The following is a 15,613-nucleotide window of genomic DNA, read 5'->3' on the forward strand; positions in this document are numbered from 1 at the left end:
ATGATTTCGGTTGCGGAAGCCCTAGAAACAGTCCTTTCCGGTATCGTAACATTATCGGCGGAGACAATCTCCGTCGCCGATGCGGTGGACCGTGTGTTGGCCGAGGATGTCTCGGCCCGGCTCACCCAGCCGCCCATGGCGGTTTCGGCCATGGATGGTTACGCGGTGCGGGCTTGCGACGTGAAATCGGTCCCCACGGCCTTGACCTGCGTCGGCGCCGCTCCCGCCGGAGGGACCTATGAGGGTGCGGTCTCCGAGGGCGAATGTGTGCGAATCTTCACCGGCGCCCCCATCCCCGCCGGGACCGATGCGGTGATTATGCAAGAAGACACCGCCCGTGAGGGCGACCGGGTGTTGGTCAAGGAACCCTACCAGAGCGGCAAATTCGTCCGCCAGGCGGGCTTGGACTTTTCCGCGGGCAAAGTGCTTTTGCGCGCCGGGCATCGGCTCAAGGCCCGCGATATCGGGCTCTGTGCTGCCATGAACGTGCCTTGGCTCCGGGTAACCCGAAAGCCCCGGGTGGCAATCTTGGCCACCGGTGATGAATTGGTCATGCCCGGGGACCCGGTGGGGCCAAGCCAGATCATCAGCTCCAATAGCCTGGCCGTGGCCGCCTTCGTGCGAAAGCTTGGGGGCGACCCGCTTGACCTGGGTATTGCCCGCGACACCCCGGAGGCCTTGGATTCATTGCTTGCCGGCGCTGACCGGGCGGATCTTCTGGTGACCTTGGGGGGCGCGTCTGTAGGCGATCATGATCTGGTTGTCGATGGTCTGACCGAACGCGGCTTTGAACTGGGCTTCCACAAGATCGCCATGCGTCCCGGCAAGCCCTTGATCTTTGGTCATGTGGGCAGTACGGCTGTGCTCGGTCTACCGGGCAATCCGGTCTCGGCAGGGGTGACGTCCGTGCTGTTCTTGCGCCCGGCCTTGGAAAAGATGGCCGGCCTGCCGCCCTCGGCTCTCCCCCGGGATACCGCGACGCTGGGCTGCGACCTGCCGGAAAACGACCGGCGACAGGACTATCTGCGCGCCGATTTGTACCGGGAACGGGACGGCACCTTCATTGCCACCCCTTTCGACAAACAAGACAGCGCCATGCTGGCTCTCTTCGCCCGCGCCGACTGTCTGGTGGTGCGCACCCCCTTCGCCCCGCCCGCCAAGGCCGGTGACAAGGTTGATATCATTCGGTTCTAGATCACGTCATGTTTGATCGGATTCGATCAAACATGACGTGATCGATTCCAATAAGGTCGCGCGTGTCTAGCGGGTCCGATTGGACCCGACATGCGCTAGCGGAATACCCGCATGGCAATGTTGACCACCCGCATCTGTTCGGTGGTCAGGTTGACCCCCCGCTGCCGCACCGCGACCAGATCCACCACCATGTTTTCCCGCTGAGGCTCCAAGGCGTATCGGCACAAGATGGTATCGCGCTGCATGGTCGGCTGGGCCTGCCGTTGCGATGTCACGGCCACACGATAGGGAATCGTGATGTTGAGGCTGCCTTCGCCCTCCCAGACCCGGGGCTCATCGGCGGTGGTTTCACCCAAATTCCGATTGAGGAAATTCAGCACCGTCGTGCAATGGCGGGTTTCCATCACACCGGGGGCCAGCTCCTCGGCACAGGCTCCCAGCAACAGCAAAGGCGATATCAATAGGATCCAGGCCAAAAATGGTCGCATGAAGGCTCCATTGGTTTGGGTCTCCAGAATACCCGTTTGGACGAAGAAGGAACAGAGATCCCTTGACCTTGAGATGGAACTAAAGTAGAACGAGTATTGAGTTTGGCTTTTGTTCCCTGCCCCTTGCCGGGATGGGACCCATTGAACGGGAAACCGCACGGATGTTGACCAAGAAACAGTATGAACTCCTGACCTTCATCGATGCCCGCCTACGGGAATCCGGAGTCTCGCCCTCCTATGACGAGATGAAGGACGCCTTGGGACTGGCCTCCAAATCAGGCATTCACCGGCTGATCACCGGCCTGGAGGAACGCGGCTTTATCCGCCGCCTGCCCCATCGGGCTCGGGCGCTCGAAGTGGTCAAGCTGCCGGAAAACATCGACGATGCCCTGCCCCCGGCCCCGGCAAAAACCCGCGATGCCTTTGCCCCCAACGTCATTCAGGCCGATTTCCGCATTCTCGGCTCCGAACCGGCGCGGCCTTCCGACGACACGGTCCGCTTGCCGCTTTATGGGCGCATTGCCGCGGGCACCCCAATCGAAGCCCTGCGCGACCCGGGCAGCGCGGTGGAAGTTCCCGCCGGGCTGCTGGCTCAGGGACGCGGCGATCACTATACCCTTGAAGTGGATGGGGATTCCATGATCGAGGCAGGCATTCTCGATGGCGACACGGTGATCATTCAGCAATGCAGCGCCGCCGATACGGGCGAGATCGTTGTGGCCTTGGTGGAAAATCAGGAAGTCACGTTAAAACGGCTGCGCAAGAAGGGGCACTCCGTGGCTCTGGAACCGGCCAATGCCCGCTACGAAACCCGCATCTATGGCCCGGATCAAGTGCAGATTCAGGGGCGCCTTGTCGGTCTGCTGCGCCAGTATTGATCCTTGTGTGGATTTTGGAATCGATGTTCCTTTCGGTGCCCACGCCAATCAATGATAGGACCCTCGTTTCCATCAAACGAGTGCGTGCCGGGTCCAATTGGACCCCTTGGACAGGCGCGACGTGATCTAACAGGCTGCTTCTGTAATCGAGTCATTTGAGTCAAGCTGATTTCCAAGCCGTCGGTTTGAACCTGGGGTATGTGGCGCCCTTTGCTTCTGTCCGCGGTCGACGTCGTCGCCGCATGATGGGGATCAAGGGGGATCGGGTGCAGCAATCTGAAAAGCGTGGTCTTACGCCACTGCAGCCTGCGCGCTGTCATCCGAGCCCCGCGCGTCGCCACGCGTCCTGGCCGCCCTTCAGGCGATCTCGGTTTTCGTTGTGTTTAGATGGCGGTCTCCTCCTTGCGGTACTGGAAGTCCGTGCCGTCGATCCACATGCGATGCATGATTACGGCGAGACGCCGGGCAACGGCTACCTTGGCGCGTTTCATCCCGCGCCTTTTGGCGACCGCGAGCCCCCAGTGTTTGAGCCAGGACCAACGGCGGGTTCGAGTGAGAAGTGCATTGGCGGCCTCGAACAAAAGCCAACGAACCATGGCATCTCCGCACTTGCTGATGGGGCCGCTTCGGTCCTGCTCTCCCGAGGCGTATCTGCGTGGGACAAGCCCGAAGTGGGCGCCGACCATGACCGACTTTTGAAACCGTTCCGGCACGTCGAGTCCTGTCCTGAAAGCGAGGGCGGTAACCGGGCCGACGCCGGGAACGGTCATCAGGCGTCGGCAAACGCTATCATCGCGCGCAGCGGCATGAACCTGCCGGTCGAGCTTGTCGAGTTGTTCGAGCAAGGCTTGGCGCGCAAGCAAGAGCGGCTCGGCGGCTGCGCTGAGGTGCGGGTTATCAGCCGTCAATTCCCGAACCCGCGCCGCGAAAAGGCGTCCGCGCGCCATACCGACCTTGAGGCCGAAAGCTTTCAATGTTCCTCGTACCGTATTGGACAACTGACGGACCTGATGAACCAGGGTCTCCCGATGGGTCAGCACCATCCGGAGCTCCTGACTGCGCGCGGTCTTGACGTGGGTCGCGCGGTACAAACCGGTCCGCATCGCCTGGCTGATCAAGCGGGCGTCGCGACGGTCCGTCTTGACTGGGCTGGCGCTGGCAAAGGCCTTCATTTGCCGGGTCTCGATACAAATCACAGGGAGGCCCCGACTGGACAGTCCTGCGTACAGCCAAGGCGCCAGAGGGCCAGCTTCCAACCCAATTCGCGCAAAGCCACGCCCGCTTTCCTCGAGCCAAGTGGCGACCGCCTCGGGTGTGCTTGACACCTTGCCTTCGCGAATGACGGTTCCCTTTGCATCAATCTCACAGATCGAAATGCTTGCCATCGATACGTCCATTCCAACAAAATACTCCATGGCTGGTCTCCTCTGTTCCATGTCCAGGAATTGACCCGGATACTTGATCAAGACCGAGTGTGGAGACCAGCTGACTGTCTAGCGCGTGTCGGGTCCAATCGGACCCGCTAGACACGCGCGACCTTATTGGAATCGATCACGTTTTTCGTGTTTGATCGAATCCGATCAAACACGACGTGATCTAGGCAATCCCTGACTGCTCGATTACCGCCATCTGAAAAAGTATTGTCCAACGGCCCGCCTCGCCCTTCGACAAGCTCAGGGTGAGGCTAACATGTTGAAAGTTCAAAATCCCTCATGCTGAGCTTGTCGAAGCATGTGTCGCCACAGGCTCGAAATCGGACTTCTTCAGCAGCCTGCTAAAGTATTTAGCCTTCGGTACCGGGAGATTTTCCGTTTTCGCCGGGCCGCGGCTTGTCGGGGCGCAGGACCCAGGGACGATCGCCCCGGCGCCCGTTGACGCTGTCCACCCGTACCGATCCATCCGGGTTCAGCCACAGGGCATGACTGCCGCCGCGCCACAGATCGAATCGGTCGATCACCACCCGGGCGGAAGGACAGCGCCCACGCACCGGCACAGAGCTGACCACCACGTTCGCCGTCCGGCAATCATCGTCCAGCGCTTCGGCTTCGCGTACCAAGGCGACCATGTGGGGGTCGTTACGCAGAATACAGCCAAAAGAATCACACGAAAAAACAGCCGGTTGGCGCGGCGCGAAGCCTTTCCAGGATATGGCCTCGGGCACCGCTTCCCGGTCCATCCAGGATTGCCTGAGGAAATTACCTCCGCGCAGGCTGGAAAAAGCCAGTTGGCCGTCGGGCAAACGCACGGCCATCTGCTTGCCCTGTCCATCCACCAAAATATCCGGTGGCGGCATATGGGACAGAGCCACGCCCCCCGCCACCAATCCCAAGGCACCCAAGTAGCGCCATCGCCGCCGCCACAGGCACATCCAGGTGCCCCCCAGGGCCACGACGGCCACGCCCCAGCCCGGCAGGCCGGGAAACAGCACCACCGAGCCCTCCATGCCCGCCACCCAATGGGCAACGGCCACCACGCCCTCAATCCCCCACCCCATGGGCACCAGAGCCAAGGACTCCAGCCCCAAAGGTGCCAGCACATAGGCCATCAAGGCCCAAGGCATGATCCATAGCGCGGTAAGCGGCACGGCCAGCAGGTTAGCCAACAACCCGAAAGTGGCCATACGATGAAAATGATGGATGGCAAAGGGCGCGGTCGCCAATCCGGCAACTATGGTGGTCAGCGCCACCGCTGCCAAATAGAGCCCTGGCCCGCGCCACCACCAAGCTCCTGTCCGGCGCCCGGCGGCCAGCCGCTTTCCCATGATTTCATAGACCGCCACCAAGGCCATGGCGGCGGCGAAAGACATTTGAAAACTGGGACCCAAGAGGGATTCCGGCTGGATCAGGAGAACCACCGCCGCCGCCCAGGCCAATCCGCGCATGGAGAGTCCCTGGCGATCCAGCAGAACCCCCATCAGCACCAGCCCGACCATCAAAAAGGCCCGTTGGGTCGGCACCGTTGCCCCGGTCATCTGCGCATAGCCAAAGGCCACAAGGATCGCCGCCAGGGCGGCCCATTTCTTCACCGGGTACCGCAACGCCACCGCCGGAATCAAGGCCAGCAAGGCACGCAATGAAAAAAACGCCAATCCGGCCACCAGCCCCACATGCAACCCTGAAATGGCCAGCAAATGGGCCAGACCCGCGTCCCGCATGGCCTGCATGGCCTTTTCCGGGATTGCTGCCCGATCCCCGGTCATCAGGGCGGCGGCTACCCCTCCGGCGGTGGGGTCATCGATGGCGGCTCGGATCCGCTCTCCCAAAGCGTGGCGCAGGCTTGATAGGGCAATGCCATAGGCAGCGAACCCGGAGGTGACCCCACGGGCGGTGATCTCCGCTCGCCCCAAGCCATAGCCCACGGCCCCCAGACCTTCGAAATAAGCTTTGAACTGAAAATCGAAGCCGCCCGGCAACGATGGCGGCGGCGGAGACAGGAGCATGGCGGGCACCTGAATCCAGTCCCCGGGCGTCAAGTCCGGCTGCTCTCCTCGCAATCGGATGCGCGCCCGCTGGGGAGTCTGTTCCGCCCCCAACCGACTGACCCTCAGACGCTCCAAGGTGATGCGTTTTTGCTTCGGCAGCGCCTCCACCTGCACAATTCGCCCAGACACCGTTGCCGGTCCATGACGTTTTTCAAGCACCGTATCGGCCACCAAGGCGGTGCGCAGCTGAGAAACGGCGAACCCCAAGGCCAAGGCCACGGCCAAAACGGCCAGCATTCGCCCGATGCCATGGTGCCAAAGCATCCACGCCCCCGCGGAGGCCGCCATGAACAACGCCGTGCCGAGCCACCAGACGGGCTCAAAACTCAAGGTAAAATAGACCGCCACCCCGATGGCCATGGCCACGGGCAGCCACAAAGGCCAACGCTCCCGTTCCCCATGGAATCCCTCTGCCAAGGCGGTGGCTCGCAGCACCTTTTAATTCTCCATTTGTCCTCAAACAGTTACACAACGACGCCCGTAAATCTTTGCTGCGCGTGCGAAGATTGTGGTAAACACCTCCATCACACAAAGGAATCTAACAGAATTGCCCATGACGGTCGTTACTCGATTTGCCCCTTCGCCCACCGGCTTTCTCCATATTGGAGGCGCTCGGACCGCCCTCTTTAACTGGCTTTTTGCCCGCCACCATGGGGGCCAATTCCTGCTGCGAATCGAAGACACGGATCGTCAGCGCTCCAAGCCCGAGGCCGTCGAGGCCATCTATGAGGGCCTGAAGTGGCTGGGTCTGGATTGGGATGGCGATCCCCTTTCCCAGTTTTCCCGAGTTGATCGGCATGTGGAAGTGGCCAAACAGCTGCTGGCCGAAGGCAAGGCCTATCACTGCTATTGGACTCCGGACGAACTGACAGCCATGCGCGAAGCCGCCCGCGCCGAAGGTCGATCAGGCTATTTCGATCCCAAATGGCGGGATGCCGATCCGGCCACGGCCCCCGAGGGCGTGCCCCCGGTGGTGCGGCTCAAGGCTCCCCGTGATGGCGAAACCGTCGTCCAGGATGAGATTCAAGGTGAAGTCCGCACCGCCAATGCCCAAATGGACGACATGATTCTGTTGCGCGCCGATGGGACACCCACCTATATGCTGGCGGTGGTGGTTGATGATCACGACATGGGAGTGACCCATGTGATCCGTGGCGACGACCATTTGACCAATACGTTCCGACAGATGCAGCTTTATCAAGCGCTGGACTGGACGCCGCCGACATTTGCCCATCAGTCGTTGATCCATGGCGACGACGGCAAGAAGCTATCCAAGCGCCATGGGGCTCTGGGCGCCGAGGTCTATCGGGACATGGGCTTCCTGCCCGAAGCCATGCGCAACTACCTGCTGCGGCTGGGCTGGAGCCATGGGGACGACGAGATCTTCAGCACCGAACAAGCCATTGAGTGGTTTAATCTGGAAAATGTCGGTCGGGCCGCCGCCCGCTTCGATATGGAAAAGCTGACCACTCTGAACGGTCACTACATCCGGCATACAGATGATGCGGCCCTGGTCGACCACATCGCTCCCAGGCTCGAAACCGAATTGGGAGTCAATTTGGATGAAGCCGGACGTCTGCGCCTGCAACAAGGCATGCCGTCGCTCAAGGAGCGCGCCAAAACGCTAGTGGAGTTGGCCGAGGCTGCGTTATTCTATGTGCGCCCCCGGCCCTTGGTGATGACAGACAAGGCCGCAAAGTTGCTGAACGCCGAGGCCCTGGAAACTCTGCGGCTGCTGAGTGTGCGGCTGAGCAATACCCATTGGACCCGCGACGCGTTGGAGAACCTGACGCGCGAGACCGCCGAAGAATTGGATCTGAAATTGGGTAAAGTGGCGCAGCCCCTGCGGGCCGCTCTGACCGGCACCAACGTATCGCCGCCCATTTTCGAAGTCATGGAAATTCTAGGCCAGGAGGAAGTCCTGGCACGCTTGCAAGACGCCCAAAAAGGGCAATAGGACCATCCGGGTCCAAAAAGGGATTGGAGACCGAAAATATCCATCGACAGCCGCGCGAACACCGATCAATCAAACCAAGGTGGCGGCCGACTGCTTGAGGAGAAATAAATCATGAGCGATCAGAAAAATACCGTCAGCATGACGGACAACAGGACCGGCAAAACATGGGAATTTCCAGTAATTGAGGGCAGCACCGGCCCGGACGTGATCGACATCCGCCGTCTCTATGCCGAAACCGGCATGTTCACCTACGACCCCGGCTTCACATCGACCGGCAGCTGTGAATCCAGCATCACCTATATCGATGGTGAAAAAGGCGTTTTGCGCCATCGCGGATACGATATCGCTGATCTGGCCGAGCATTCCGACTTCATGGAAGTCTCTTATTTGCTGCTTTACGGGGATCTGCCGACTCCGCCACAGAAAGCCAAATTCGAATCCGACATCACCCATCACTCGATGGTCCATGAACAATTGCACGACTTCTACACCGGTTTCCGTCGTGACAGTCATCCCATGGCCGTCATGGTCGGCGTCATCGGCGCCCTGTCGTCGTTCTATCACGACAGCACCGATATCACCGACCCAAGGCACCGACTGATCGCCTCCTACCGCATGATCGCCAAGGTACCGACCATCGCGGCATGGGCCTATAAGTACTCCATCGGACAGCCGTTCATCTATCCGAAGAACAATCTGTCCTATGCCGAGAACTTCCTGCAAATGATGTATGCGGTTCCCTGTGAAGAGTACATGGTCAACCCGGTCCTGGCCCGGGCCATGGATCGCATCCTGATCTTGCATGCCGATCACGAACAGAATGCCTCTACCTCCACCGTGCGACTGGCGGGTTCTTCGGGAGCCAATCCGTTCGCCTGTATTGCTTCGGGCATTGCCTCCCTTTGGGGTCCGGCCCATGGCGGCGCCAACGAAGCCGTGCTGAAGATGCTCAACGAGATCGGTCACAAGGACAATATCCCCGAGTATCTGGCCAAGGCCAAGGACAAGGACGATCCGTTCCGCCTCATGGGCTTCGGGCACCGGGTCTACAAGAACTACGATCCGCGGGCGACCGTCATGCAGAAGACCTGCCACGAGGTGCTCGACGAACTGGGCATCGCCAACGAGCCGCTGCTCGACTTGGCCATGGAACTGGAGCGCATCGCGTTGGAAGACCCCTACTTCGTCGAGAAGAAGCTGTTCCCCAATGTGGATTTCTACTCTGGCATCATCTTCAAGGCGATGAACATCCCGGTATCCATGTACACGGTGCTATTCGCCCTGGCCCGGACCGTAGGCTGGGTGGCACAGTGGAACGAGATGATCGAGGATCCGACCCAGAAGATCGGTCGGCCGCGTCAGCTGTTCATCGGCGAAGTGCAGCGCGAGTTCATCCCCCTGCACAAACGAGTCAGCAAGAACCGGGAACTGGCACCGGAATAAGGCCTCGGCAGATTTGGATAAACACAAGGGGGGCGCTGCCCCCCTTTTTCACGACGGCTCGGCAGTCGGCTGCATGGAAGTCAAGGTCTAACAGGCTGTTGGGAAAGTGTTGTCCTACGGCCTGCCTCGCCCTTCGTCCCTCGACAAGCTCGGGATGAGGAAGCTCAGGGTGAGGCTAACAAGTTGAAAATTCAAAGGCCCTGATGCTGAGCTTGGCGAAGCATGTGTCGCCACACCCTCGAAATCGGACTTTTTCAGATGGCGGTAATCGAGCAGTCAGGGATTGCCTAGACAGTCAGCTGGTCTCCACACTCGGTCTTGATCAAGTATCCGGGTCAATTCCTGGACATGGAACAGAGGAGACCAGCTATGGAGTATTTTGTTGGAATGGACGTATCGATGGCAAGCATTTCGATCTGTGAGATTGATGCAAAGGGAACCGTCATTCGCGAAGGCAAGGTGTCAAGCACACCCGAGGCGGTCGCCACTTGGCTCGAGGAAAGCGGGCGTGGCTTTGCGCGAATTGGGTTGGAAGCTGGCCCTCTGGCGCCTTGGCTGTACGCAGGACTGTCCAGTCGGGGCCTCCCTGTGATTTGTATCGAGACCCGGCAAATGAAGGCCTTTGCCAGCGCCAGCCCAGTCAAGACGGACCGTCGCGACGCCCGCTTGATCAGCCAGGCGATGCGGACCGGTTTGTACCGCGCGACCCACGTCAAGACCGCGCGCAGTCAGGAGCTCCGGATGGTGCTGACCCATCGGGAGACCCTGGTTCATCAGGTCCGTCAGTTGTCCAATACGGTACGAGGAACATTGAAAGCTTTCGGCCTCAAGGTCGGTATGGCGCGCGGACGCCTTTTCGCGGCGCGGGTTCGGGAATTGACGGCTGATAACCCGCACCTCAGCGCAGCCGCCGAGCCGCTCTTGCTTGCGCGCCAAGCCTTGCTCGAACAACTCGACAAGCTCGACCGGCAGGTTCATGCCGCTGCGCGCGATGATAGCGTTTGCCGACGCCTGATGACCGTTCCCGGCGTCGGCCCGGTTACCGCCCTCGCTTTCAGGACAGGACTCGACGTGCCGGAACGGTTTCAAAAGTCGGTCATGGTCGGCGCCCACTTCGGGCTTGTCCCACGCAGATACGCCTCGGGAGAGCAGGACCGAAGCGGCCCCATCAGCAAGTGCGGAGATGCCATGGTTCGTTGGCTTTTGTTCGAGGCCGCCAATGCACTTCTCACTCGAACCCGCCGTTGGTCCTGGCTCAAACACTGGGGGCTCGCGGTCGCCAAAAGGCGCGGGATGAAACGCGCCAAGGTCGCCGTTGCCCGGCGTCTCGCCGTAATCATGCATCGCATGTGGATCGACGGCACGGACTTCCAGTACCGCAAGGAGGAGACCGCCATCTAAACACAACGAAAACCGAGATCGCCTGAAGGGCGGCCAGGACGCGTGGCGACGCGCGGGGCTCGGATGACAGCGCGCAGGCTGCAGTGGCGTAAGACCACGCTTTTCAGATTGCTGCACCCGATCCCCCTTGATCCCCATCATGCGGCGACGACGTCGACCGCGGACAGAAGCAAAGGGCGCCACATACCCCAGGTTCAAACCGACGGCTTGGAAATCAGCTTGACTCAAATGACTCGATTACAGAAGCAGCCTGCTAAAGCCCCTTTGCTCGTCTGCTGACAACCAGCAGCGGAAGGCTGTGCGAAACGGTTCTTATACTGTAGTATCATATCTGTATGGACGGATACGCCCGGCCCAAAGGAGAGATATTGGCGTGTCTCGGATCCACACAATCAAGAAACTGGCACGGAATCTTGGTGCTCTTAGTCAAAAACCGGGTTGGGGCGGTTGAAAACGTTTGCCTTTGGATAGGTTTTTCTGGGATTCTGGTCGTAGCATTCATGAATAATGGTTCTGGGAGGTGAATAGCATGGTTGAATTGATAAAAGTCAAAGGGGTAGGCCCCACACTGGCGAAAGGGCTCATGGCCGTGGGCATTGCGACCGCGGAGGATCTTGCCGGTGCATCGCCAGAGGCCGTCGTCGCGGTTCGTGGTATCAGCCCGACCACCGCCCCAGGCATCATCGCGGCCGCCGGCGAAGCGACGGAAGCCAACGAGCAGGCAGCAGAGGATAGCAAGGCTACCAAAAAGAAGGGCCCCAAAATCCATAAGGCAGACAAAGTCTATAAGGAGGCTAAAAAGAAGGCCGCCAAGGTCCAGAAAAAGGCTAAGAAGAAGGCCGACAAGGCTGAGCGAAAAGCCAAGAAGAAGGCAGCCAAGGCCGAGCGAAAGGCTAAGAAGAACGCCGCATCTGAAAGCATCGCCGCCGAGTAGAATGCCGGGGGTGACTCAAAGAACGGATTTCTGTCTAGATCACGTCGCGGACACACATTCCAGACCGAGGAGAACTCAGTCTGGGATCGAAAGGCGTGCGCCCTCTGCTAACCTGGGCCCTAACGCGGGATCGAGCCCTTGGCTCCGACCGGGACAACCTTCTTAGAACCTTTGGACCAATTCGATCTTATAGCCATCCGGGTCGTCGACGAAGGCAATGACCGTGGTGCCATGTTTCATGGGACCGGGCTCGCGGGTGATCACCGCGCCTTCGGCCCGCAAGGCGTCGCAGACTCCATAAGCATCGGGAACACCGATAGCCAGATGGCCAAAGCCATTCCCCAGATCATAGGGCTCCTCCTGATCCCAGTTATGGGTCAGTTCGACCACCGTGGTGTCGATCTCGTCGCCATACCCGACAAAGGCCAAGGTGAATTTCCCACCAGGATAGTCCTTGCGCCGCAGTTCATTCATACCCAACAGACGGCAATAGAAATCCAGGGATTTATCCAGGTCTCGCACCCGGATCATGGTGTGCAGTAAACGGAACTTCGATTTATCCATGATTGGTGTCCTTCCTCGCTTCAAGGATAGTGGCAAGGGCCTCGGCAGCACGCAGGCTGGGGGAGGCCCCGCCCCGGCCCATGGCCTCCAGAGCCGGCGCACAAGCGCGGATCTGTGCCCTGCGTGCCTCCGGGTCATCCAGGTACTGGGCAAGCATCGGCGATATCAATGACGCCTGGCAGCGATCCTGCAAAAACTCGGGCAGCACTTCGCGCTCTTGAATGATATTGACCAGGCTGGCGAACCGGACCTTGATCAAACGCCGGGCCAGCCAAGCGGTCAACGGATTGAGCCGATAGGCTACCACCGAAGGGCAACCCGCCAAAGCCAGCTCCAAGGTCACGGTCCCCGAGGCTGCCAAGGCCGCTTCCGAGGCCGCGAAAGCGTCGAACTTTTCCCGCTCTCCTTCCACCACGGTCACCGAACAGGACCAGGACCGCACCGCTTCTCGCACAGGCTCGGCGACACCGGCCACCGTCGGCAGCACCACCGCCAGACCGGGGCGCTCCCCGCATAATTGATCAACCACGTCGCGAAAGACCGGCAAGTGGCGACTCACTTCGCCCAGACGGCTACCGGGCAACACGCAGAGCACCGGTCTGGTTGGCTCGATTCCATGCTTGTCACGGAACGCGCTGCCATTGCCCAGATCAGCACCGCCTTCGATCACGGAATGGCCGACAAAGGTGGTCGCCAGCCCCTCTTTCTCGAAGTATGGCGGCTCAAAAGGCAGCAATACCAACAAATGGTCGAGGAACCGAGCAATCTTGGCCGCCCGCTTGGGCTTCCAGGCCCAGACCGTCGGCGCCACGTAATGCACCAAAGGAATGCCCAGATCCCGAACCCGCTTGGCCAGCCGGAAACAAAAACCCGGAGAATCAATGGTCAATACCACATCGGGGCGCAAGCGGCGGATATCCGCATCCGCCTCCGACAAGCGCCGCATCAACTTGGGAAGATGGGGCAGAATCTCGGCAAGCCCCATGAGCGAGAGATCGGTCATGGGAAACAAACTGTCCAGCCCCTGCCCGGTCATGTGCGGGCCTCCAATCCCGGCAAATCGCACCCCTTCGGGATAAAGGGATTTGAGGCCCGCCATCAGACGTCCACCCAACAGGTCGCCAGATGGCTCCCCGGCCACCACATAGACCAGGGGGCCTTGCGCCATATCAGAACTCTCCGTTTTCCGACAAGCCCACCAGGAACAACCCGCGTTGGTTGGCGGCGTCAATCAACGCATCCCTGTCGAGCAAAACCGTGCCCCCCGCCTCCACCGCGATCCCGCGCAGACCCGCGTCGGCGGCCCGTGCCACGGTGGGCGCGCCGATGGTCGGCAGGTCGGCGCGGCGCTCTTGTTGCGGTTTCTTGAGTTTGACGAGCACCCCGCCCGGCCCCTCGCGTCGCAAATGGGCACAGCGATCCAGCATGGCGTCCGTGCCTTCCACCGCTTCCACCGCCAACACGATGCCCTGTTGCACGACCACGGCCTGGCCCACATCCAGATTGCCTAGGCCACGGGCCACAAGCCAGCCTCGTCGCAGGTCCTCGCGCGCCCGATCATCGGGGGCGATGCACCCCAACTGCCCCTGGGGAGCCAGCAGGTCCGGAAGAATGTCGTCGATGCCCACCACCTTGAATCCTTCCTTTTCGATTTCGGCGATCAAGGCTGAGAGCAGGCCATCATCCCCAAGGGACTTCCATCCCACCTTGGCGATGAAACGGGCGCTCCACATATCCGGGCGCAAAGCCCCGAGACTGGGACGGGTCACCCCCCCGGCCATGACCAAGTCAGAGACTCCGGCCTCGTGCAATTTCTTGATACCGCCGCCCGCCCCGCCCAGTCGTATCCAGGCATGGGGGACATCCCCGGCCACGGTCTCCGGGTCGGCCTGATCCTGCAAGGCAAGAACGAAGAATGGGCGATTTTTTGATCGACAGGCGTCGATCAGTCGGGCGGGAAGATCGCCCCGGCCGGCCACGATGCCCAGCGTCGTGGCGCCGTCAGTCCGCATGGCCGTCAGTGGAGGGCACACAGACCCCGCGAGACGACTCGTCGCGAATAAAATCGACGATTTCCATGACCGGTTCGTTTTCGGCAAAATCCTCCACCAGATCAGCCAGACGTTCGGCCATGGTGCCTTCTTGGGCAAAAATCAGCCGATAGGCTTTGCGGATATCATGGATCATGTCCCGGGAAAAACTGCGCCGCTTCAGGCCGACGATATTCAGGCCGGACAGCTTGGCCCGATTACCCATTACCGAGCCATAGGGGATAACATCGTTTTCAACACCGGACATGCCGCCGACCATGGCGTGACGACCGATACGCACGAACTGATGCACCGCCGACAGGCCGCCGAGAATGGCGAAATCGCCCACATGCACATGCCCGGCCAGGGTCGCATTGTTGGCCAGGATCACCGAATCCCCGACGTGGCAATCATGCGCCACATGGGAGCCCATCATGAACAGGCAGCCGTCGCCGACTCTGGTCAGCATGCCGCCGCCATCGGTCCCGGGATTCATGGTCACATGCTCGCGGATGGTGTTCTCGGCGCCAATCACCAATTCCGATGGCTCGCCACCGTACTTCAGGTCCTGCGGTTCGTGTCCGATAGAGGCAAAGGGGAATATCCGTGTACCCGGACCCACCTTGGTTCGCCCTTCGACAACCACATGGGATTTGAGCACCACGCCGTCGGCCAGTTCCACGTTGCTGCCAACACAGCAATAGGGTCCGATCGCCACGTCGGCACCGATCCGGGCGCCTGATTCGACGAGAGCCGTGGGATGAATCTGACTCATTCTTCGGTCCGAATCATGGCGGCGAATACCGCCTGCGCAACCACTTGGCCATTCACTTTGGCTTCGCCGGTAAACTTCCATACCGCGCCACGACTATGTTTCTTTGTGACATGAATATGCAATTGATGGCCTGGCTCCACAGGCTTGCGGAAACGGGCGTCATCGACAGACATGAAATAGACCAGCTTGCCTTCGGCTTCCTCGCCCATGGTCTCAACCACAAGAACCGCCGCGGTTTGGGCCATGCTCTCGATGATCAACACGCCAGGCATGATGGGCTTTTGCGGAAAGTGGCCTTGAAAAAAAGGCTCGTTGATGGTGACGTTCTTAATGCCCGTCGCCCGTTCGCCGGGGACCACATCGTCCAGACGGTCGATCAATAGCATGGGATATCGGTGCGGAATCATATCCATGATGCGTCCAATATCGATGGAATAGGGCTCGGTCATGCTTGCATTGTCCTCCATG

The 15,613-nt window shown here is 60.2% G+C and carries 14 protein-coding genes; 6 read left to right on the forward strand and 8 right to left on the reverse strand.

Translation table 11 applies throughout. From position 1 onward, the window contains the following. A complete protein-coding gene (gene glp, locus MGMAQ_RS09950) occupies positions 1–1,194 on the forward strand; it encodes a gephyrin-like molybdotransferase Glp (protein ID WP_046021425.1) in 1,194 nt (397 codons plus the stop codon). Positions 1,195–1,289: 95 nt separating this feature from the next. On the opposite strand, the gene MGMAQ_RS09955 is transcribed toward glp, so the two are convergent. After that, the gene (locus tag MGMAQ_RS09955) at positions 1,290–1,682 is read right to left on the reverse strand and encodes a hypothetical protein (RefSeq protein WP_046021426.1); all 393 of its coding nucleotides are present in this window, start codon (positions 1,680–1,682) and stop codon (positions 1,290–1,292) included. A gap of 161 nt (positions 1,683–1,843) precedes the next feature. Between MGMAQ_RS09955 and lexA the strand changes: the two genes are divergently transcribed. Further along, the gene (lexA, locus tag MGMAQ_RS09960) at positions 1,844–2,560 is read left to right on the forward strand and encodes a transcriptional repressor LexA (protein WP_046021427.1); all 717 of its coding nucleotides are present in this window, start codon (positions 1,844–1,846) and stop codon (positions 2,558–2,560) included. Positions 2,561–2,943: 383 nt separating this feature from the next. Here the strand turns inward: lexA and MGMAQ_RS09965 are convergent, their stop codons facing one another. Next, positions 2,944–3,975 (reverse strand): IS110 family transposase, encoded by a 1,032-nt coding sequence (locus MGMAQ_RS09965; protein WP_046020119.1) that lies wholly within the window; start codon positions 3,973–3,975, stop codon positions 2,944–2,946. Between the two features lie 368 nt (positions 3,976–4,343). Next, positions 4,344–6,476 carry a ComEC/Rec2 family competence protein gene (locus MGMAQ_RS09970; RefSeq protein ID WP_046021428.1) on the reverse strand — a complete coding sequence of 711 codons (2,133 nt, stop codon included), beginning with the start codon at positions 6,474–6,476 and terminating at the stop codon, positions 4,344–4,346. A gap of 118 nt (positions 6,477–6,594) precedes the next feature. Here MGMAQ_RS09970 and gltX point away from each other — a divergent pair, with 118 nt between their 5' ends. The 4 genes from gltX to MGMAQ_RS19580 all read left to right on the forward strand — a co-directional run bounded on the left by gltX (position 6,595) and on the right by MGMAQ_RS19580 (position 11,776). Beyond that, positions 6,595–7,998 carry a glutamate--tRNA ligase gene (gltX, locus tag MGMAQ_RS09975; protein WP_046021429.1) on the forward strand — a complete coding sequence of 468 codons (1,404 nt, stop codon included), beginning with the start codon at positions 6,595–6,597 and terminating at the stop codon, positions 7,996–7,998. Between the two features lie 111 nt (positions 7,999–8,109). Beyond that, positions 8,110–9,441 (forward strand): citrate synthase, encoded by a 1,332-nt coding sequence (gltA, locus tag MGMAQ_RS09980; RefSeq protein WP_046021430.1) that lies wholly within the window; start codon positions 8,110–8,112, stop codon positions 9,439–9,441. A gap of 369 nt (positions 9,442–9,810) precedes the next feature. Further along, positions 9,811–10,842, forward strand: coding sequence for an IS110 family transposase (locus tag MGMAQ_RS09985; RefSeq protein ID WP_046020119.1), 1,032 nt, complete (start codon positions 9,811–9,813; stop codon positions 10,840–10,842). A gap of 529 nt (positions 10,843–11,371) precedes the next feature. Further along, positions 11,372–11,776, forward strand: coding sequence for a helix-hairpin-helix domain-containing protein (locus tag MGMAQ_RS19580; protein WP_052716299.1), 405 nt, complete (start codon positions 11,372–11,374; stop codon positions 11,774–11,776). Positions 11,777–11,938: 162 nt separating this feature from the next. Here the strand turns inward: MGMAQ_RS19580 and gloA are convergent, their stop codons facing one another. Genes gloA through fabZ form a run of 5 tightly spaced genes read right to left on the reverse strand, consistent with a single transcriptional unit; the run spans position 11,939 to position 15,612 of the window. Next, a complete protein-coding gene (gene gloA, locus MGMAQ_RS09995; protein WP_046021431.1) occupies positions 11,939–12,340 on the reverse strand; it encodes a lactoylglutathione lyase in 402 nt (133 codons plus the stop codon). Further along, on the reverse strand, positions 12,333–13,508 hold the full coding sequence (gene lpxB / locus MGMAQ_RS10000) for a lipid-A-disaccharide synthase (protein ID WP_046021432.1): 1,176 nt from the start codon (positions 13,506–13,508) through the stop codon (positions 12,333–12,335). Before lpxB ends, gloA begins: the two co-directional genes overlap by 8 nt. A gap of 1 nt (position 13,509) precedes the next feature. Continuing rightward, entirely contained in the window at positions 13,510–14,352 is an 843-nt protein-coding gene (locus MGMAQ_RS10005; RefSeq protein ID WP_046021433.1) for an LpxI family protein, read from the reverse strand. Continuing rightward, entirely contained in the window at positions 14,342–15,145 is an 804-nt protein-coding gene (lpxA, locus tag MGMAQ_RS10010; protein WP_046021434.1) for an acyl-ACP--UDP-N-acetylglucosamine O-acyltransferase, read from the reverse strand. The genes MGMAQ_RS10005 and lpxA overlap by 11 nt, the downstream gene beginning before the upstream one ends. Further along, on the reverse strand, positions 15,142–15,612 hold the full coding sequence (fabZ, locus tag MGMAQ_RS21195; RefSeq protein ID WP_046021435.1) for a 3-hydroxyacyl-ACP dehydratase FabZ: 471 nt from the start codon (positions 15,610–15,612) through the stop codon (positions 15,142–15,144). The genes lpxA and fabZ overlap by 4 nt, the downstream gene beginning before the upstream one ends. Position 15,613 lies beyond the last annotated feature (1 nt).

This window comes from Magnetospira sp. QH-2 (assembly GCF_000968135.1).
Taxonomy (GTDB): Bacteria; Pseudomonadota; Alphaproteobacteria; order Rhodospirillales; family Magnetospiraceae; genus Magnetospira.